Below are 19,110 nucleotides of genomic sequence, written 5' to 3'. Positions count from 1 at the left end.
CCATGATCTCGCCCTCCCTTGCCCGGAACGCTCTGGTCGTCGTCGCGGATGGCCATATGGCGACGCTGCTGCGCAACCGTGCCCGAAACGGCGTGACGCTGAAACAGACAGGGCAGCTGACCCAGCAGGATCTGACCGATGGCGAACTGGTCGAGAACTCCAGCCGCGATATCGACGAGGCCGCCTTTGCCGCGCGGCTGGCGGATTACCTGAACGGGCTGGTGCTGAAACAGAAGGTCGAGGAACTCGCCATCATCGCCGACCCTTCGACGCTGGGGGAAATGCGCAAGAAATACCACAAGGAGCTTGAGCAGCGGCTGAAACAGGAAGTCGCCAAGAACCTGACCAATGCCGATCTGAAAACCATCGAGGCAGCGTTGCAGTAATCGCCGGCCCCTGCGCGCCCGAAAATGAGGCGCAGGGGCGTGATGGTCAGGCGGCTTCGGCCCCCGGTTCGACCAGCGCCACGATATCCATCATGATCGTGTTCAGCTGGAAATCCTTGGGCGTATAGACCCGCGCCACCCCCATCGACAGCAGGCGTTTGGCGTCCTCGTCGGGGATGATGCCGCCGACGATCACCGGGCGGTCGTCCAGCCCGGCCTCGCGCATCCGCGCCATCAGATCCTCGATCAGCGGCAGGTGGCTGCCCGACAGGATCGACAGCCCGACGACATGGGCGTCCTCTTCCTGCGCGCGGGCGACGATCTGCTCGGGCGTCAGGCGGATGCCTTCATAGGTGATGTCCATGCCGCAGTCGCGGGCGCGGAAGGCGATCTGCTCGGCGCCGTTGGAATGGCCATCCAACCCCGGCTTGCCGACGACGAATTTCAGCCGCCGCCCCAGCCGGGCACTGACCGCATCCACCGCCTCGCGGATCGGCTCCAGCCCCTCGGTGCGGTTCGACGGGCTGTCCGAGACGCCGGTCGGGCCGCGATATTCGCCATGAACCTGCCGCATCACCCCGGCCCATTCGCCGGTCGTGACCCCCGCCTTCGCCGCCGCGATGGAGCAGGGCATGATGTTCGCGCCCCTCTGCGCGGCATCGCGCAGCGCGGCGAGGGCGGCCTCGACGGCCCCCTCGTCGCGAGCCTCGCGCCACGCCTGCAACCGGCCGATCTGGTCCTGTTCGACCGCCGGATCGACGACCATGATGCCGCCATCCCCGGACACCAGCGGCGAAGGCTCTCCCTGCTGCCAGCGGTTGACGCCGACGACCACGGTCTCATTCGCCTCGATCCGGTTCAACCGCGCTGCATTCGATTCGACCAGCCGCGATTTCATGTAATCGATCGAGGCGATGGCGCCGCCCATCTCGTCCAGCAGCTTCAGCTCGTCGCGCGCGCCCTGCTTCAGTTCCGCCACCTTGGCCGCCACCGCCGGGTTGCCGTCGAACAGATCGCCATATTCCAGCAGATCGGTTTCATAGGCGACGATCTGCTGCATCCGCAGCGACCATTGCTGATCCCATGGCCGCGGCAGGCCAAGCGCCTCGTTCCAGGCAGGCAGCTGCACCGCCCGCGCCCGCGCGTTCTTGGACAGCGTGACCGCCAGCATCTCCAGCAGGATGCGATAGACGTTGTTTTCCGGCTGCTGCTCGGTCAGGCCAAGGCTGTTGACCTGCACGCCATAGCGGAAACGGCGGTATTTCGGATCCTCGATGCCGTAACGCTCGGCCGTGATCTCGTCCCACAATTCGGTAAAGGCGCGCATCTTGCACATTTCGGTCACGAAACGGATGCCCGCATTCACGAAAAAGCTGATCCGCCCGACCATATTGGGGAAGCTGTCCTCGGGCACCTTGCCCTTCAGGTCGTCCAGCACCGCGATGGCGGTGGCCAGCGCATAGGCCAGCTCCTGCTGCGGCGTCGCCCCGGCCTCTTGCAGGTGATAGGAACACACGTTCATCGGGTTCCATTTCGGCAGATGCTCGCGCGTATAGGCGGCAACGTCGGTAATCATCGCCAGACTGGGCTTCGGCGGGCAGATATAGGTGCCGCGCGACAGATATTCCTTGATCAGGTCGTTCTGCACCGTGCCCTGCAGCTTGCCGACATCCGCCCCCTGCTCTTCCGCCACCGCGATATACAGCGACAGCAGCCACGGCGCCGTCGCGTTGATGGTCATCGAGGTGTTCATCTGCTCCAGTGGAATCTGGTCGAACAGCGCCCGCATGTCACCCAGATGGCAGACCGGCACACCGACCTTGCCGACCTCGCCGCGCGACAGGATATGATCGCTGTCATATCCTGTCTGGGTCGGCAGATCGAACGCCACCGACAGCCCGGTCTGCCCCTTGGACAGGTTGGACCGATAAAGCTCATTCGACTTTGCGGCGGTCGAGTGTCCCGCATAGGTGCGGAACAACCAGGGTTTGTCTTTCTCGGCCATCGATTGCCCTCGAAACAATATTTCAACACGGCAACCGATACCGAAACATTCATGCCCCGTCAATTCGCCGCAGCGCGGCAAAGATCATTTCGCACAGCATGCCGGACATTTGTGATCCGTAGGGCAATCAGTCGCCGCTGAACAAGGCGGTTTTGCTGCGGTGAGCCCCCGGAGGGATCCGTCTGTTCGCTCAACGATGGCGCGGATGAAGCGGATAACGACGGCCCAAAGAGCCCTGATATGGGCGAGGATCTTTCGGATGTTGTAACCGCTGGCGCAGAGCAGGGCGAAGATGGCATCATCGATCCTGCCCTTCAGCGGACATCTGGCCAATCTGCCGTCCATCCTCATATGGCCGATCTCAGGCTCGATGGCGCTGCGTCGTTTGAGGAGCTTTGCCAATACCGGGGTGATGCCGCGCCTCTGGCCACTGATCAGGACGCGGGTGGTCTCGACGCCATGCCCGCGATAGCCGCGGTCGACCAGGGCGAGGCTGGGCCTCGTATCGGTCAGGAGCGCGACCTGCTCCAGCGCCGTTGCCAGGGTGTGGCCATCATAGGGGTTGCCGGGAAAGCTGCGGGCGCCGACTATGAGGCCGCCGTCGAGGGTGGTCGCGAGGCTGACCCTGGGCGTTGATGGTGTAACCGCCCCCCGACGGCATCTGTGTGCCAGGGTGGGTTTGCGATGATCCACATAGGAGAGCGGTCATGTCGGAGGTTATCACTGTCGGGCTCGATCTGGCGAAGAATGTGTTCCAGGCTCACGGGGCTGATGCCTTGGGGCGTGTTCTTTTTCGCAAGAAACTGAGGCGGGATCAGGTTCTGCCGTTTTTCAGCCAGCAGCCGAGCTGCGTTGTCGCGATGGAAGCTTGCGGTGGCGCGCACTTCTGGGGCCGCGAGCTTGGCAAGCTCGGGCACGAGGTGCGGCTGATCCCGCCTGCCTATGTCAAACCCTTCGTCAAGCGCCAGAAGAACGACATGGCCGATGCCGAGGCCATCTGCGAAGCGGCGACACGCCCGACGATGCGTTTTGTGCCCGTAAAGAGTGAGGAGACCCAGGGGGCGGCAATGGTCTTCCGCATCCGGGAACTTCTGATCCGGCAGCGCACACAGGCAATCAACGCCCTGCGTGGGCATTTGGGCGAGTTCGGTCAGATCGTGCCGCAGGGTGCTGGCAACGCGGCTCGGCTGATTGCGATCATCGAGGACCCCGACAGCGGTCTGCCCGCCGATGCCATCGCCACACTTGATGTGCTGGTCGCGGCGCTCCGACACCTCGAAGCGGAGATCGGGAAGCTGGACGCCGAGATCAGCCGGCGGGCCAAGGATAACGAAGTCGCGCGGCGCTTGATGACAATCCCGGGCATCGGCCCCCTGATCGCAACGGCCATCGCCACACTTGCTCCCCCGCCTGAACTCTTCCGGAAGGGGCGGGACTTTGCAGCATGGCTCGGGCTCACGCCCCGCCAGCACTCGACGGGCGGCAAACAGCGGCTTGGCGCCACGACGAAGATGGGGGAACGGTCCCTGCGGCGCTTGATGATCATCGGCGCCAACAGCGTGGTCATCAAGCGGCACGTTCATGCCTCGGCTCGGCCAGGCACCTGGTTGGGCGGAATGCTGACGCGCAAGCCACCCATGCTGGTGCGGGTAGCGCTGGCGAACAAGATGGCGCGCATCGTCTGGGCTTTGATGGCCCACGGTGACGTCTACAAAGCTCCGGCCGCAGCGGCATAAGCCGTCAAGGTCGCGAGGACGTCGGAGCAAAAGAGGGCAAGGAGACGTTTGGCGCAACGGTCGTGAGACGGGATCAGAGGAACCAGCCTGCAACAAAGTGCCTTCGAGCACGCGGCGTTGATTTGGGACCTGATCCGCGAACACCATACGGGCCGGCGGCATGACGATGGCCGCAACAGAGGCCGGATACATGTCAGCACCCGACAGCGCGCGAAACTGATCCACAAACCCTCTTGCGCAAGGGGCGGTTATACATGTTGCAGAACTGATCATCATCCGGGATTCACGGCGTGAATCTGGTGGGTTAAGAGCCTGCCATGAGCAAGCCCGAACCTGCCCGCTACGGTACGACCAACTGGCAATCCTATAACGACGCGCTGAAGCGGCGCGGATCTCTGCTCGTCTGGCTAGACCGGGACATGGACTGGCCTGCGCCGAAGGCAGGCAAGCCCGGACGTCCGCCGGTCTTCTCCGACGCCACCATCCAGTTCTGCCTGATGATGAAGGTGCCCTTCGGCCTGCCGCTTCGGCAAACGACCGGACTGGTCGCCAGCATCCTTGAGATGGCTGGTCTGGACTGGCCGGTCCCGGACTTCTCCACGCTCAGCCGCCGCCAGAAGACAATCGCGGTCCAGCTTTCGTCGCGCCGGGCTCCGGGCCCTCTGAACCTGCGGGTGGATAGCACCGGGATCAAGTTCCTGGGCGACGGAGAGTGGCTGGCGAGGAAGCATGGCACCCACCGCCGGCGCCAGTACCGCAAGGTCCATCTGGCGATGGACACGGCGACCGGCAACGTCCGGGCGGTGGAATTCACCTCCAGCCGTGAGGGCGACAGCCCCGTTCTCCCTGATCTTCTGGACCAGATCCCGGAAGACGAGGAAATCGGCACCGTTACCGGTGATGGCGCCGAAGGCACCCGCCGTTGCCATTCGGCGATCCTCGCGCGCGGTGGCACAGGGATCATTCTCATCCGCAGAAATGGCCGCCTCTGGAAAGAAGATTGCCCCGCTGCCCTGGCCCGCAACGACATCCTGAGGGCAACCCGGCGCCTCGGCCGGACGATTTGGAAAAGATGGTCCGGCGACCATGTCCGCAGCCGGGTCGAGGCCCGGATGAGGAACCTGAAATCCTTCGGCGAGCGGATCGCCTCGAGGGACCCCGACCGTCAGACAGCCGAGATCCACATCCGCGTGGCCCTGATGAACCGCTTCAATGCCCTCGGCACCGCCCAGATCGAACGCGTGGCATGAACTCAGCCGGGAAAAGCGGCATTATGTCCTGAAAACGACTTCTGCAACAATGCCGGTTGCAAGCAGCGATGTAACGATGATCGCCTCCTCCTCCAACGACAGCACCGACGAGTGCGGATCTTGCGGCCCGGTTGGAAGGTCGGCCACCGAGGTCCGCTTCTTCCACTTTGCCATGGGCTTCCGATTGATCCCGTAGCGTTTCGCCAATGGCCTCAGGCTCTCTTGACCATGTTGTATCGCTCGACGGACTGCCGCTGTTACCGGGGCGCTCCCGTGCTGAACTTGGCCCATAACGCATCCTTCCATTCATGAGAAAAGATTGCACCATCAAAATGCGGGTTCAAACCCTAAAGCATTTCTGTTTTAACCTGCGACATATCCTGCGGCCTTGAAGTAGTTCCAACATTCGCCGGGATCGAAGAGATCACAGACTTCGCCGATGGCCTTGAAGACGTCGGTAAATGTTCTTGCCCCGATCCTGCGCAGGTGCGCCTTGAGTTTTGCGAATGCCATTTCGATGGGGTTCAGGTCCGGCGAATATGGCGGCAGATAGAGAAACCAGCAGCGATGGGCACGCAGAGCCTCAGCAGCCTGCTTGTTGTGGTGGGTGGCAAGGTTGTCGAGGATCACCACGGTTCCCGGCTCGATCTCCGGGATCAGGACCTCGCGAACCCAGGCTGCGAAGGCGGGGCCGTCCATTGCGCCCCGGATGCACCAGGGCGCAATCAGGGCATCCGGTGTGAGCCCGGCGATCAGGGTCTGTGTTCCCCAGCTGCCGAAGGGCGCATCCATGGTCAGGCGTGTGCCGCGCAGGGCACGACCCCGCAGACGGGTGAGATTGGTCTTCACCGAGGTCTCGTCTATGAAAACCACGCGTTCCGGCCGATCCGCGATGGTTGGCAAGCGATGCTCGAACCAGTCGGTTCGCCGCTGTCTTACCCTGGCACCGCGGCGTTCGGCGGCCACCAGCGACTTTTTTTATAGGTGAACCCAAGGCGAGACAGCAGACTGGCAATGGACGAGTGATGGACACGAACGCCTTCCGCTGCGACCAGCGCGTCCCTGAGTTCGAACAGCGTGATGTCGGGATCCTGTGCGAGCAGTTCCTCGAAAAAGGCCCGGTGCGGGGCAAGCTTTCCATGCCCTTTGGGACGTCCCTGGGGCAATGGTTCGGCATGCCCCCTGGTCCTGATCGCCCGGCCCCAACGTGCTCCGGTCGCCGGCGAGAGTTTCAGCCGCAGCGCCGCCGCCCGACCGCTTAAACCCTCCTCGATATATCGCTGAAACCGCGTCCGGAGGGCCGACGGCAATGGTGCTGACATGATCTATCCTCCCAGACAGAAGGGAATCACGATCCGCGCTGCGACGGAACCCCAAACGATTTAGGGTTCAGTAGAAATGCTTTAGCTCCGAAAGTGAGCCGTCCTTCGGCAAGACAAGGGCATGGCTTAGCGGCTTCTTGTGAATCGTTACAGACCCACCCTGGCACATCGCGACCGTACGGGAAGGGCGTCATAGTATCAGTCCCGAGCCGGAATCTCGGGGTATGGATTGTGACGGCTCGTTGCCGGCGCCAGTCGTTCGCTGCTGTTGGCAACCGTATCGATAGCATAACGTGCGACGACGACCGCAGCACCCTAGGTCGATGTGATCACTCGGCCCAGCTGACCCCGGTCAGGTCGTTGGCCTGCGTGGGGGCGTTTTCCCACAGGCCCTTGATCCGGGCATCGGCCACGCCGGTCTTGGGCAGCTGAAACAGGAACGCGTTCACATTGTCGGCGGCGATCATCTCTTGCGCCTGTCGGTAGAGGTCGCTGCGTTCGCCCGGATCGGTCGCGCGCTGGATCGCGTCCATCAGGGCCACGAATTCCGGCTTTGCGTAACCGAAATAGTAATCGGGGCGGGCATAGATATCTATATCCAGCGGCTCGGTATGGCTGATTACCGTCAGGTCGAAATCGGCGGCGCCGAAGACGGTTTCCAGCCAGCCGGCCCATTCGACATTGGTGATCTCGGTCTCGATCCCCACGGCGCGCAGCTGGGCGGCGATGATCTCTCCTCCGCGCCGGGCGTAAGAGGGGGGCGGCAGCGCCAGACGCAGGCGGACGGGCTCGCCGATCTCGGCCAGCAGCTGTTTCGACAGTTCGGGGTCATAATCCGACTGCTGGGTCAGATCGACGTAATCGGGGTGATGCGGGGCGAAATGGCTGCCGATGGGCGTGCCGTAACCGAACATTGCGCCGTCGATGATGTCGTCGCGGTTGATCGCATGGGCGATGGCCTTGCGCAGCCGGGCATCATCCAGCGGCGGGCGGGCGTTGTTCATCGCCAGAATCGTCTCGCCCTCGGTGGTGCCGACGATGACGCGGAAACGCGGGTCGGCCTCGATCTGGGACAGGGTTTCGGGGGCGGGAAAGTTCGGGAAGGCATCGACGTCGCCCGCCATCACGGCGGCAAAGGCCGCGGACGGATCGCTGATGAAGCGGAAGGTGGCGCGGTTCAGCGCCGGTTTCTCGCCCCAGTAGCCGTCCCATGCGGTCAGCGTGATCCGGTCGCCCTGCACCCATTGGTCAAAGCGGAACGGCCCGGTGCCGACGGGGGCATTGGCAAGGCTGTCGGCGCTGGCCGGGTCCAGCATCACCGCATCGCCCCACGCCATCTTGAAGGGAAAATTGCCATCGGGCGCGGCCAGCGTGACGCGGACGGTCAGCGGGTCGGCGGCCTCGACCGATTCGATGCCCTCGAAGAGGATCTTCTGGGCATTGGTGGAATCGTCGGCCCGGGCGCGGTCCAGTGTAAAGACCACATCCTCGGCGGTGAAATCCGCCCCGTCATGGAAGCTCACCCCATCCTGCAAATGAAAGACCCAGACGCGCCCGTCCTGTTCGGCATCCCAGCTGTGGGCCAGCGCGGGCTGGACGCTGCCATCGGGGCCGAAACGGGTCAGGCCTTCGAACAGATTGGCATAGACGACCTCGTCAATGGCGGCGGCGGCATTGGCGGTGGGGTCCAGCGTCGGGGGTTCCAGCACCATTCCCAGCGTGATCGCGTCCTGCGCCGCCGCCGCCGAGGCCATCAGCCCAAGCGCGACAACCGAGGATTTCAGCAGTTCTGTCATGGCAATTCCCCACCGCTTCTATCGGATTTGACTGGCGCCCGGTCAGCGCCGGGCCGGCATCAACTGCTGCAACGCGCCCGCGAACAGCAGCCAGAGAGAGCTGGCGACAAGCCCCCACACGACCCAGTTGTCCGAATGGAAGTTGCTGTATGCCGCGACACTGGCACAGGCCACCCACAGCCCGGCGACCGGCAGTGTGACCGCGCGCCAGCGTTCGGTGCGGACCGGGTGGACGAATTTGATATTGGTGAACATGGTGATGGTCAGCACGATGACGATCGCCAGAATCACCATCCAGTGCGGCTCGACCGCGAACAGCACCAGAATCACCATGTTCCAGCAGCCGGGAAAGCCCGCAAAACTGTTGTCCCGGGTCTTCATCCGCGTATCGGCGAAATAGACCACGCTGCCATAGACGATGACGATGATCGCAAACCAGCCGGTCCAGCCCGACAGCAGCCCCGATTCGAACAGCGCGAAGGCCGGGATGAACACATAGGTCAGGTAATCGATAATCAGGTCCATCAGCACGCCGTCATAGGCGGGCCAGTTCTTCTTGACCTGATAGCGGCGGGCCAGAGGGCCATCGACGCCATCGACGACAAAGGCCACGACCAGCCACATGAACATCAGCGACCACTCTTCCGACACCGCTGCCAGCATCGCCAGCATCGACAGGACAGCGCCCGAGGCGGTCAGAAGGTGGACAAGCAGGGCCTTGGTTTGCAATCGCATCCGGCCTTTTTTGCAGGTTGCGCGGCGTCGTGCAACTGCGTTTGGACCTCAGCGCAGGATCGGCGGGCCCTTGGGACGCGGAGGCTGCGCCGGGGCTTCGGGCAGTGACAGATCAAAACGCAACGCAACCGCCGGGGCGTCGGTGTCGGCAAAACTGATATCGACCCCGCCCGGCTGCGGCGGCAGAAAGGCCAGCGCCTCGGCCAGCGCCTTGGCGATGGCGGGCTGGCGGTCGGGATCGGCGCCCTGAATCAGCAGCAGATGCGAGGCCGGGGCATCGCCCTGCCCCGTCGCGCCCAGCCCTGCCCCGTCCAGCCCGGCAACACCCGCCAGCGAGGCGCCCGCGATCAGCCCGCGCATATCGCCCAGCCGTTCGGCCAGCGCGCCCGCCAATGCCTCGACCGTGGCGGGTGCGGGGGCGGTCAGGCGCAGCCGGGCCTCGGCCTGTTCGGGCGCGGCGGACAGCGCATCCTGCAACCAGTCCAGCATCGCGGCATCCAGCAGCATCTCGGAACGATGTCCGGGATTGACCAGCAGCCCCGCGCCCTCGGTCAGCAGCAGCCCGGCCAGCACCCGCCCCGGCATCGCGGCATAGGCCACCGGCCCGCCAAGAAAACCCGCCAGCCGGTCCTCGGCATCGAAGGCCAGCGCGACCGGGCCGGTCTCCAGCGGGAAGATGCGCAACTCGACCCGGTCGCCCACAGGCTCGCCCGTCAGCGCGACCGACAGTTCGGTATCGGCCAGCCGCGACAGCATCCGCGCACGCAGCGGCGCATCGGCATCGTGGAACGGTCGGCTGGCCAGTTCGTCAAGCGCGGTCAGATCGGCGGTCGGCTGGGCGGTCATGGGCGTTTCTCCGGGCATCGCCCTGCCCTAGTGCGCCGATGCGCGGCAGGCAAGCCCGCCCTGACGCAAGCGTGATTTCGCAGCCAGCCGCAGCCCCGCAATATAGCACCCATGAACCGACGCTTTTTCCTGACCTCCGCCAGCGCCGTGATCGGCCTGCCCGCCATCGCCCGCGCCGACAACCTGACCGACCTGCTGAGCGGGGCCGAGAGCCTTGACGGGTTGCGCGCCATCGCAATCTGGCATGACGGGGCCGAACGGGTCGCGCGCGGCTTTGGCGGCTGGACGCCCGACCGGCCCACGAATATCAAATCGGCCTCGAAATCGGTGATCTCGGCACTGACGGGAATCGCCATCGGGCGCGGCGATCTGCAAGGGGCGGATCAGCCCGTAGTCCCGATTCTCAGCGCCGATCTGCCCGGCGATCCCGATCCGCGCATGGCCGAGCTGACCATCGGCCACCTGCTGTCGATGCAGGCCGGGCTGGAGCGGCAGTCGGGGGCGAATTACGGCCGCTGGGTCAGCACGCCGAACTGGGTCCGCGCCGCGCTGGCCGCGCCCTTCACCCAGTCGCCCGGCGGCCGGATGCAGTATTCGACCGCCTCGACGCATCTGGTCTCGGCCATCCTGACGCGGGTGACGGGGCGGACGACGCTGGATCTGGCGCGAGACTGGCTGGCACCGGTGCCGGGATTCGCGATCACCGGCTGGGAACGCGACCCGCAGGGCATCTATCTGGGCGGCAACCAGATGGCGATGAGCACCCGTTCGCTGCTGGCCTTCGGCACCCTTTATGCACAGCAGGGCCGCGCGGGCGGGCAGCAGGTGGTGCCGCCAGGCTGGATCGCGGACAGCTGGCGGCGGCGCACCGCCTCGATCTTCAGCGGGCAGGGTTACGGTTATGGCTGGTTCATTTCCGAACTGGGCGGGCGCGAGGTGCGCTATGGCTGGGGCTATGGCGGGCAGATGGTCTATGTCTTTCCCGCCACGCGCCGCCAGCCCGCGGCGGTCATCGCGATCACCTCGGACCCCGACCGGCCCTCGGCCAGAACCGGCTATCGCGCGGCACTGCATGAACTGGCCGGGCGGATGGTCAGGGCGCTGTGACGCGCCCGTCATCCGATCAGTAGTTGTCGATGATGTCGCCAGCCTGGAAATTGCCAAGGTTGCCAAGCAACTGGCCGATCAGCGAAATCTCGGTCACGCTGCCTTCGGTCACGCGACGCGACAGGGTGACGACGCGGCCACGCTCCAGCCCGAAACGCTCGACATTGCTGACGGTGCCATTGGGCGCGAACGAGACGGCGACGACCTGACGCTGCACCTCTTGCGGGCGGGTCGCACCGTAGTGGCGCCAGCGAGAGCCGACGTAATACCAGCCCGACCCGGTCAGCAGTCCCTGCGCCGAAGGCCGCCCGATCAGGCCGGGCAGATCCTCCATCGTGGTCCGTCCGACCTCGACCTGAGCCAGATCGATATCGGGTGGCACGAAGCCGTGGTTACGATAGATTGGCGCACAGGCCGCCAGCCCCAGAATGGCCACAAAGGCCAGGATCAGCATCTGCCGGATGGCTGCCATGAAATCTTGTCCCTCTCGCTGGGGCGGTTGACGCGGCCTGCACGGCTTAGCAAACTCGGACCGCACGCTCAAGCAGGCCATCGACCCGAAGGAAAGACAAACACTTGATCCGCATCGAACTGCAACCCGGAATCCGCCGATGACCGATATATCCGGCCATCCCCTGCGCCTGCGCGTCGCCCATCTGGACCCGCACCGGCCCAATTCCTTCGCGCTGCGCCCCGATGCCGATACGCGGGCGGCCATTGCGCAGGAACTGGATCTGATCGGCCTGCCCCGGCTGGGCTTCGAGGGACAGGTTCGCGCCACTTCGGGCGAAGCATGGGAGTTGCAGGGCACCCTGACCGCCCGCGTCACCCAGGCCTGCGTGGTCACGCTGAAGCCGGTGAAAACCACGCTGGAGACGCAAGCCCGTCGCCTTTATACGCCGCATCTGGCCATGCCCGAGGGCGATGAGGTCGAGATGCCCGATGACGAGCTGGAGCCTCTGGGCCAGTTCATCGATGTCTCCGCCGTCATGGTCGAGGAACTGGCACTGGCCCTGCCCGAATATCCCCGCGCCGAGGGGGCCGATCTGGGCAACCCCGCCAAGGATGAAGAACCCGGTGCCGACACCCGCCGCCCCTTCGCCGGGCTGGACCAGTTGCTGCGCGGCAAGGACTGAGGGGCAACTGATGCCGTTGCAGCCCCGCCACAGCGAATCCGCGCAACTGGCGGGAATCACCTTGCCCCGGACGGTGTTTGCCCCTATCTGCGGGGTCCGTCGTGCCGCAAGCGCGCTTTAACGGTGATTGCTTGGCGGCTGGGGCTTGCGGGCATGGCCGTCTTGGCGTATCTGCGCGGTTCATTTACGAATTCCAATCTCCCGGCAGTGCGGCGATCAGCCGTCCTGCCCAGACAACCGAGGTCTTGACATGGCTGTCCCTCAGAATCGCGTGACCCGCTCGAAACGCAACATGCGCCGCGCGCATGATGCGCTGGTCGCGGGCAATCCCAACGAATGCACCAATTGCGGCGAACTGAAGCGTCCGCATCACGTCTGCCCGTCCTGCGGCCATTACGGTGATCGCGAAGTCGTGGCGCAGGCGAATGAGATCGACCTGGACGACGACGCAGCCTGACCCGGGCCGGCAGCACGTTCAGATGACAGCGGAATCTGCGACCAGTCCGACACCGCGCGCCTCTGAATCAGGCGGCAGCGTGGTGATTTCGGTTGATGCGATGGGCGGCGATCGCGGCCCGTCGGCGGTGGTGGCCGGCATGGCGCAAAGCGCCGCCAAGAACCCCGAGATCCGCTTCATCGTCCATGGCAATCGGGACGAACTGAGCCGCCTCATCGCGCGGCGCAAGGCGCTGGCCGGTCGTTGCGACATCCACCATGCCGAAGGCGTGGTGACGATGGAGGACAAGCCCAGCCAGATCGTGCGCAAGGGCAGCGACACCTCGATGTGGTCCGCCATCGAATCAGTGCGCACGGGTGATGCCCAGGCGGCGGTGTCCTGCGGCAATACCGGCGCGCTGATGGCGATGTCGATGCTGCGGCTGCGCAAACTGCCGGGGGTGAACCGTCCGGCGATCGCCTGTCTGTGGCCTTCGGTCAATCCGCAGGGTTTCAACATCATGCTGGATGTCGGTGCCGATATCCGCGCCGATGCGCATGACCTGCTGCAATATGCGCTGATGGGCACGTCCTATGCGCGCAACGGGCTGGAGCTCAGCCGCCCCCGCATCGGTCTGCTGAATGTCGGAACCGAGGAACACAAGGGCCGGGCAGAGCTGAAACAGGCCAATGACCTGATCGCTGCGGCGGCCGAATCGGGTCAGTTCGAATATGTGGGCTTCGTCGAAGGCGGCGATCTCCCCTCTTCGAGAGCCGATGTGATCGTAACGGATGGATTTACCGGCAATATCGCCTTGAAGACCGGCGAAGGCACGGCCAAGCTGGTCGGCGCTTTCCTCAAGGACGCTTTCGCCAATTCCATCATGTCCAAATTCGCCGCCCTTCTTGCCATGACCTCGCTGAAGCGCCTGCAGAAGCGGATCGATCCGCGCCGCGTGAATGGCGGCATCTTTCTGGGTCTGAACGGCACCGTCATCAAATCCCACGGATCGGCCGATGCCACCGGCGTCTCGGCGGCGATCAAGCTGGCCTTCACGCTGGCCAAATCCGATTTCCAGAACCGCCTTGCCGCCCGCGTGGCCCAGGGCGCCGCCAGCGTCGATCAGGGCGAATCGCGCGAGGCCGCAACGTGACGCGCCGCGCGCTCATCTGCGGGGTCGGCCATTACCTGCCCGAACGCATCGTCGAAAACAGCTGGTTCGAGGACAAGCTGGACACCACGGACGAATGGATCCGCACCCGCACCGGGATCGAGCGGCGCCATTTCGCCGCCGAAGGCCAGACCACCAGCGATCTGGCGATCCGCGCCGCACGGGCCGCGCTGGAAAATGCCGGGCTGACGCCCGAGGATCTGGATGGGATCGTGGTGGCGACCTCGACCCCCGATTTCACCTTTCCCGCCGTCGCGACGATGGTGCAGGCCGGTCTGGGGACCAGTCGCGGCTTTGCCTATGACGTGCAGGCCGTCTGCGCCGGTTTCGTCTTTGCGCTGGCCAATGCCGATGCGATGATCCGCGGCGGGCTGGCCGAGCGGGTGCTGGTGATCGGTGCGGAAACATTCTCGCGGATCATGGACTGGACCGACCGGGGCACCTGCGTGCTGTTCGGCGACGGCGCCGGGGCGGTCATCCTCGAAGCGGCCGATGCCGGTCAGACCGATCGCGGCATTCTGGCCTGCGATCTGAACAGCGACGGGCGTTATCGCGAATTGCTCTATGTCGATGGCGGCGTGTCCTCGACCGGCACGGCGGGTCATCTGCGGATGCAGGGCAATCTGGTCTTCCGCCACGCGGTCGAGAAACTGGCAAAGACTGCCCATGCCGCGCTGGACAAGGCCGGGCTGGCGCAGGATCAGGTCGATTGGCTGGTGCCGCATCAGGCGAATATGCGCATCATCTCGGCCACGGCACAGAAGATGGGCCTGCCGATGGAAAAGGTCGTGCTGACCGTCGCCGATCACGGCAACACCTCTGCCGCCTCGATCCCGCTGGCGCTGTCGGTCGCCGCCGCCGAAGGGCGTTTTCAACAGGGCGATGTCATCGTCACCGAAGCCATCGGCGGTGGACTCAGCTGGGGATCCGTGGTGCTGCGCTGGTAGGTCGCGCCGGGGGCTCTGCCCCCAGCCCGGGATATTTCCCGCACCAAAGATGGGGCGATCACTTCAGAAGTGAATCCTTGCTGGCGCGCCGGTTCATGCCGCCAATGCTGCGCTGGTTGCGGTCACGCCCGCTTTGGCAGGACACGCAGAACTGCACGCCGGGGATAGCCTGCCGCCGTGGCTCGGGAATCGGCTCGTCGCATTCCGCGCAGACATGAGCCGATTCGCCCACCGCCGCCTGACGGGCAGCCTTCAGGCGGGCGCGGGCGACGGCCTCTTGCGTGCTGACTTCGATCTGATCATTCACCGCGTCGTCGCGGGCCCAACCTCCGGCCATGGCGATCTCCTTTCATTGCCCCGAAGATAGGCATCCCATGGCCGGTTTCAAAGCCCGTGGCGCGGTCTCTGGGTAATGGGTCTATCCGCGATGTTCCGCGCACTGCCGGAAGGCAAGGAACGATTTCGCTTGCCGACTCGTTGACAGCATTGGGAAATACCACCATCCTGCTGGTAAGAAAGAGGAAAAACCATGGGCGACAAGACGCTGACCCGGATGGATTTGGCTGAGGCCGTTTTTCGAGATGTGGGCCTGTCCCGTCACGAATCGGCGCAGCTGGTCGAATCCGTGCTGGAACATATCTCAAGCGCCCTTGTGCGCGGCGAGCAGGTCAAGATCTCGTCCTTCGGCACGTTCAGCGTGCGCGACAAGAACGAGAGGATGGGCCGCAACCCCAAGACCGGCGAGGAAGTGCCGATCACCCCGCGCCGGGTGCTGTCGTTCCGCCCCTCGCATCTGATGAAGGACCGCGTGGCGGCCGGCAACAAGCGATAGGGCGCTGAAAATGGCATGAAGAAAGGCGCAGAGGCATTCCGTTCGATTGGCGAGGTCGCCAAGCTGGTCGGGGTTGCTCCGCATGTCCTGCGCTATTGGGAAACCCAGTTTTCGCAGCTGAAGCCGATGAAGCGGCCCGATGGGCGGCGTTATTACCGGCCAGAGGACGTGCGCCTTGTCGCCGGTCTGTGCGAGATCCTGCGCGAAGAAGGGCTGACAATTCGGGGCGCCAAGAAACTGATGGCGCGCGACCGGGGCGAGGCCGTACGAGAGCGCGGCGCCGCCCGTCTGGACCAGATCCTGGGCGTCACCGCGCCTGCAGATGTTGGAACCGAACAGCCAGTCGAGGTCTGGGCTGCGACCTCTGTCGAAGCTGGTGACGGGGCGCTGGCAGATACTGACTTCGTGCCCATCGAGGATACGGACCCCGCCCCTGCCGAAGAGGCTTCGGACATGCCCAGCCATCCACCCCGATCGCGTCACCGCCGCCGCCGTCACCCCCATGACGACGCGGCCTTGCCGCTGTTTCCAGATCTCGAACGCCGCGCAGATGCCCAACCCGTCTGGCTGGCCCGGATGATCGGCCTCTCCGCCGCGCTGCGCACACGCAACGGACAGGCGCATCATCCAGGCCTGCATGCAGCTGCAACACGGCTGCGCGATGCGATCCTTGCACTTGATTAGGCCTCGCGTGGATTTTCACGCAGATTTCCGCAAGCTGGCCCTTGTGCAGCCCCCGCAGATCGCTCTATACGATGCGCGTCGGGCCGTGGCGCAGCCTGGTTAGCGCGTCCGTCTGGGGGGCGGAAGGCCGCGAGTTCGAATCTCGCCGGCCCGACCATTCCGAAAACGCCCATCCCCTTGCGGGGTGGGCGTTTCCTTTTTGTCAAAGGGGGTTGCGGCATGAACGGCGTTCTGCCTGACAGTGAGATCCGCGGTCTGATCGAAAGCGGCGCGATCTCTGCCGATCCCGCGATCATTCCCGAACAGATCCAGCCCGCCAGTCTGGACCTGCGGCTGGGCGCGACGGCCTATCGGCTGCGGGCCAGTTTTCTGGCCGGGCGCGGGCGGCGTGTCACGGACCGGCTGGCCGATCTGCAAATGCATCAGATGGACCTGTCGGGCGGCGCGGTGCTGGAACGCGGCTGCGTCTATCTGGTGCCGCTGATGGAGCGGGTCCGCCTGCCTGCCGGGCTGAGCGCGGTGGCCAATGCCAAATCCTCGACCGGGCGGCTGGATCTACTGACCCGACTGGTCGCCGATGGCGGCACCGAATTCGATCGGTTGCCGGAAAACTATGATGGCCCGCTTTACGCCGAAATCTGCCCGCGCAGTTTCTCGGTTCTGGTGCGACCCGGGATGCGCCTGAACCAGTTGCGATTGCGGCGCGGGCAGGCGGTGCTGTCGGATGCCGAGCTGCGCGACCTGAATGCGCGCGAACCGCTGGTCGGAGGCCCGGCGCTGATCGACCACGGGCTGGGCTTTTCCGTCGATCTGCGCCCTGACAGCAGCGACTTGGTCGGCTATCGCGCCCGCCCGCACAGCGGGGTGATCGATCTGGACCGGATCGGCCAATATGCCGCACAGGAATTCTGGGACGAATTGCACACGACCGAGGGCCGCCTGATCCTCGACCCAGGCGCCTTCTATATCCTCGTCAGCCGCGAATCGGTGGCGATCCCAGCCGATTACGCCGCCGAAATGGCCCCCTATCTGGCGATGGTCGGCGAGTTCCGCGTCCATTATGCGGGTTTCTTCGACCCCGGATTCGGCATCGGACAAGCGGGCGCGGGCGCGCGCGGCGTGCTCGAGGTCCGCTGCCACGAGGCCCCCTTCGTTCTGGAACACGGCCAGGTCGTCGGCCGTCTGGTCTATGAACGCATGGCGGCCCGCCCCCGGAGCCTGTATGGCGCGGGCATCGCTTCGAACTATCAGGGTCAGGGGCTGAAACTGGCCAAGCAATTCGCCTGAACCCGCCTCATCTTTGGTGCGCAAATATCCTCGGGGGGAGTCCCGAAGGGACGGGGGACGAAGCGCCCCCTTTTTTGGCGTCACAGCACAGCGGTCTGCCACAGACGGACCTTCAGCCCGCCATGTGCGACGATCGGTCCCGGCACCAGCGACAACCCGGTCGCCTTGGCCAGCCCGCCCTCGCTGGTGATGATCCCCACGCGCCAGCCGCCAAAGCGGTTGCGAAACACCTCTCCCATCGCGGCATAGAGGCCGAAAAGCGGACCCTTGTTGCCGATTCGGGCGCCATAGGGCGGATTCACGATGATGATCCCCGGCGCGCAGTCGGGGCGCTGAAGGTCGCTGACGGAATGGCAGGTGAAGCGGATGACATCGCCTACCCCTGCACGCGCGGCATTGGCAAGGCTCATCCGGATCGCGCCTGCATCCCGGTCGCTGCCGAAAAAGCACTGCGTCGGCGGACGGGCCGTCACCCCTGCCCGCATCGCGGCCCATGCGCCTGCATCGAAACTCGCCAGTTGCTCGAAGGCAAAGCCCCGCGAGCGGCCCGCAGCCAGCCCGGAGGCGATCTCGGCGGCCTCGATCACGAATGTGCCCGAGCCGCACATCGGGTCCAGCACCACCTGGCTGCCGTCAAAGCCCATCTCCCGCAGGAACATCGCCGCCATCGTCTCGCGCATGGGCGCCTTGGCGACGGCCTCCTTGTGCCCGCGCTTGTGCAGCGATTCGCCGGTGGTATCGAGGCTGATCGTCGCCAGATCATCCTCGATCCGCAGTTTCACCACGATCGCGGCATCGGCGACGATGGGTGCGCCCAATTCCTCGGCAATCGCGCGTTCGATCCGTTGCGTGGCCGCGCCTGCATGATAGATGCGGCTGGCGCGGCAAGTGGCCTCGACCCGGACCGGCAGATCGGGGCGCAGCACCTGATTCCACGGGAATTTCCGCGCCCGCTTGTCCAGTTGTGCCAGATGCATGGCCCGGAAACTGCCCACGCGCGCCAGAACCCGCGTGGCCCCGCGCAGCATCAGATTGGCGCGCCAGACATCCGGCCAGCCGCCATGAATGGTGACGCCGCCGGGCTGGGTCACGGGTTGCCAGCCAAGCTCTGCCACCTCGGCGGCCAGTGGCGCCTCCAGCCCCGGCGTGGCGACAAGGAAAATCTCGAATTGGTTATCCATCGCGCTTCACTAGCGCGGGCGGAAGACGGCGGCCAGAGGCGTCTAGCGTCCGATCCGCCGGGCCAGCCGCGCGGCCTGTCGGGCGCGCTTGGTGGCCTCGCGTGTCACCTTGGCCTGCTGGCGGTTGGCGGCGGTCTGCTGGCCCTTGCCGCGCGTGGCCTGTCTGGTGCCCTTCTTGATGCTCCAGTTGACCGCGCGTCGGGTCAGCATCCGGGCAATCATGTTCACAAGCTGGTTCAGGTTCATTGCGGCC

Annotated in this window: 20 protein-coding genes, 1 tRNA gene and 2 pseudogenes; 12 read left to right on the top strand and 11 right to left on the bottom strand. The window is 65.0% G+C overall.

The window, feature by feature from the left end; all coding sequences use genetic code 11:
- Positions 1–2 precede the first annotated feature (2 nt).
- Positions 3–386, top strand: coding sequence for a baeRF12 domain-containing protein (locus JHW40_RS09160; RefSeq protein ID WP_170851820.1), 384 nt, complete (start codon positions 3–5; stop codon positions 384–386).
- A gap of 46 nt (positions 387–432) precedes the next feature.
- Here JHW40_RS09160 and JHW40_RS09155 read toward each other — a convergent pair whose 3' ends face one another.
- Positions 433–2,391 carry a protein meaA gene (locus JHW40_RS09155; RefSeq protein WP_090612552.1) on the bottom strand — a complete coding sequence of 653 codons (1,959 nt, stop codon included), beginning with the start codon at positions 2,389–2,391 and terminating at the stop codon, positions 433–435.
- A 221-nt stretch (positions 2,392–2,612) separates the two neighbouring features.
- Positions 2,613–3,018 (bottom strand): annotated as a pseudogene (locus JHW40_RS09150) (IS5/IS1182 family transposase); the annotation flags it as partial.
- 80 nt (positions 3,019–3,098) lie between these two features.
- Here JHW40_RS09150 and JHW40_RS09145 point away from each other — a divergent pair.
- Both JHW40_RS09145 and JHW40_RS09140 read left to right on the top strand, forming a co-directional pair.
- A complete protein-coding gene (locus tag JHW40_RS09145; protein ID WP_090618173.1) occupies positions 3,099–4,127 on the top strand; it encodes an IS110 family RNA-guided transposase in 1,029 nt (342 codons plus the stop codon).
- A 317-nt stretch (positions 4,128–4,444) separates the two neighbouring features.
- Entirely contained in the window at positions 4,445–5,377 is a 933-nt protein-coding gene (locus JHW40_RS09140) for an IS5 family transposase (RefSeq protein WP_272848947.1), read from the top strand.
- Between the two features lie 72 nt (positions 5,378–5,449).
- Here the strand turns inward: JHW40_RS09140 and JHW40_RS09135 are convergent.
- The 5 genes and pseudogenes from JHW40_RS09135 to JHW40_RS09115 all read right to left on the bottom strand — a co-directional run.
- Positions 5,450–5,668, bottom strand: a pseudogene (locus JHW40_RS09135) (IS481 family transposase); the annotation flags it as partial.
- A 72-nt stretch (positions 5,669–5,740) separates the two neighbouring features.
- A protein-coding gene (locus JHW40_RS09130; RefSeq protein ID WP_272848946.1) for an IS630 family transposase occupies positions 5,741–6,699 on the bottom strand; the annotation gives its coding sequence in 2 pieces (ribosomal slippage) (positions 5,741–6,355 and positions 6,358–6,699; 957 coding nt in all).
- 329 nt (positions 6,700–7,028) lie between these two features.
- Complete coding sequence (locus JHW40_RS09125) at positions 7,029–8,495, bottom strand: ABC transporter substrate-binding protein (protein WP_090615275.1); 1,467 nt, start codon at positions 8,493–8,495, stop codon at positions 7,029–7,031.
- A 42-nt stretch (positions 8,496–8,537) separates the two neighbouring features.
- A complete protein-coding gene (locus JHW40_RS09120; protein WP_090615277.1) occupies positions 8,538–9,230 on the bottom strand; it encodes a CDP-alcohol phosphatidyltransferase family protein in 693 nt (230 codons plus the stop codon).
- Positions 9,231–9,278: 48 nt separating this feature from the next.
- Positions 9,279–10,076 (bottom strand): SseB family protein, encoded by a 798-nt coding sequence (locus tag JHW40_RS09115; RefSeq protein WP_244519300.1) that lies wholly within the window; start codon positions 10,074–10,076, stop codon positions 9,279–9,281.
- Between the two features lie 111 nt (positions 10,077–10,187).
- Between JHW40_RS09115 and JHW40_RS09110 the strand changes: the two genes are divergently transcribed.
- Positions 10,188–11,183 (top strand): serine hydrolase domain-containing protein, encoded by a 996-nt coding sequence (locus tag JHW40_RS09110; protein ID WP_090615281.1) that lies wholly within the window; start codon positions 10,188–10,190, stop codon positions 11,181–11,183.
- A 16-nt stretch (positions 11,184–11,199) separates the two neighbouring features.
- Here the strand turns inward: JHW40_RS09110 and JHW40_RS09105 are convergent, their stop codons facing one another.
- Positions 11,200–11,655: an outer membrane protein assembly factor BamE gene (locus JHW40_RS09105; RefSeq protein ID WP_090615284.1), complete on the bottom strand. Its 456-nt coding sequence runs from the start codon at positions 11,653–11,655 to the stop codon at positions 11,200–11,202.
- A 139-nt stretch (positions 11,656–11,794) separates the two neighbouring features.
- Between JHW40_RS09105 and JHW40_RS09100 the strand changes: the two genes are divergently transcribed.
- The 4 genes from JHW40_RS09100 to JHW40_RS09085 all read left to right on the top strand — a co-directional run bounded on the left by JHW40_RS09100 (position 11,795) and on the right by JHW40_RS09085 (position 14,873).
- On the top strand, positions 11,795–12,319 hold the full coding sequence (locus tag JHW40_RS09100; protein ID WP_090615288.1) for a YceD family protein: 525 nt from the start codon (positions 11,795–11,797) through the stop codon (positions 12,317–12,319).
- Positions 12,320–12,569: 250 nt separating this feature from the next.
- On the top strand, positions 12,570–12,776 hold the full coding sequence (gene rpmF, locus JHW40_RS09095; protein ID WP_090615292.1) for a 50S ribosomal protein L32: 207 nt from the start codon (positions 12,570–12,572) through the stop codon (positions 12,774–12,776).
- A 22-nt stretch (positions 12,777–12,798) separates the two neighbouring features.
- Positions 12,799–13,908 (top strand): phosphate acyltransferase PlsX, encoded by a 1,110-nt coding sequence (gene plsX, locus JHW40_RS09090; RefSeq protein ID WP_090615298.1) that lies wholly within the window; start codon positions 12,799–12,801, stop codon positions 13,906–13,908.
- Positions 13,905–14,873 (top strand): beta-ketoacyl-ACP synthase III, encoded by a 969-nt coding sequence (locus JHW40_RS09085; RefSeq protein ID WP_090615302.1) that lies wholly within the window; start codon positions 13,905–13,907, stop codon positions 14,871–14,873. The genes plsX and JHW40_RS09085 overlap by 4 nt, the downstream gene beginning before the upstream one ends.
- A 58-nt stretch (positions 14,874–14,931) precedes the next feature.
- On the opposite strand, the gene JHW40_RS09080 is transcribed toward JHW40_RS09085, so the two are convergent.
- The gene (locus JHW40_RS09080; protein ID WP_090615307.1) at positions 14,932–15,210 is read right to left on the bottom strand and encodes a DksA/TraR family C4-type zinc finger protein; all 279 of its coding nucleotides are present in this window, start codon (positions 15,208–15,210) and stop codon (positions 14,932–14,934) included.
- A gap of 192 nt (positions 15,211–15,402) precedes the next feature.
- Here JHW40_RS09080 and ihfA point away from each other — a divergent pair, with 192 nt between their 5' ends.
- The 4 genes from ihfA to JHW40_RS09060 all read left to right on the top strand — a co-directional run bounded on the left by ihfA (position 15,403) and on the right by JHW40_RS09060 (position 17,676).
- Positions 15,403–15,705: an integration host factor subunit alpha gene (ihfA, locus tag JHW40_RS09075; RefSeq protein WP_090615310.1), complete on the top strand. Its 303-nt coding sequence runs from the start codon at positions 15,403–15,405 to the stop codon at positions 15,703–15,705.
- A gap of 15 nt (positions 15,706–15,720) precedes the next feature.
- The gene (locus JHW40_RS09070; RefSeq protein WP_090615315.1) at positions 15,721–16,389 is read left to right on the top strand and encodes a MerR family transcriptional regulator; all 669 of its coding nucleotides are present in this window, start codon (positions 15,721–15,723) and stop codon (positions 16,387–16,389) included.
- A gap of 79 nt (positions 16,390–16,468) precedes the next feature.
- Positions 16,469–16,546 (top strand) — tRNA-Pro (locus JHW40_RS09065).
- A 62-nt stretch (positions 16,547–16,608) separates the two neighbouring features.
- Entirely contained in the window at positions 16,609–17,676 is a 1,068-nt protein-coding gene (locus JHW40_RS09060; RefSeq protein WP_090615319.1) for a 2'-deoxycytidine 5'-triphosphate deaminase, read from the top strand.
- 80 nt (positions 17,677–17,756) lie between these two features.
- Here JHW40_RS09060 and JHW40_RS09055 read toward each other — a convergent pair whose 3' ends face one another.
- The gene (locus JHW40_RS09055; protein ID WP_090615323.1) at positions 17,757–18,857 is read right to left on the bottom strand and encodes a THUMP domain-containing class I SAM-dependent RNA methyltransferase; all 1,101 of its coding nucleotides are present in this window, start codon (positions 18,855–18,857) and stop codon (positions 17,757–17,759) included.
- 42 nt (positions 18,858–18,899) lie between these two features.
- Positions 18,900–19,103, bottom strand: coding sequence for a hypothetical protein (locus JHW40_RS09050; protein ID WP_090615326.1), 204 nt, complete (start codon positions 19,101–19,103; stop codon positions 18,900–18,902).
- Between the last annotated feature and the right edge of the window lie 7 nt (positions 19,104–19,110).

The organism is Paracoccus alcaliphilus (assembly GCF_028553725.1).
Taxonomy (GTDB): domain Bacteria; phylum Pseudomonadota; class Alphaproteobacteria; order Rhodobacterales; family Rhodobacteraceae; genus Paracoccus; species Paracoccus alcaliphilus.
Note: the sequence above shows the minus strand (reverse complement) of the source record. Positions and strands in the feature narration are given on the sequence as shown.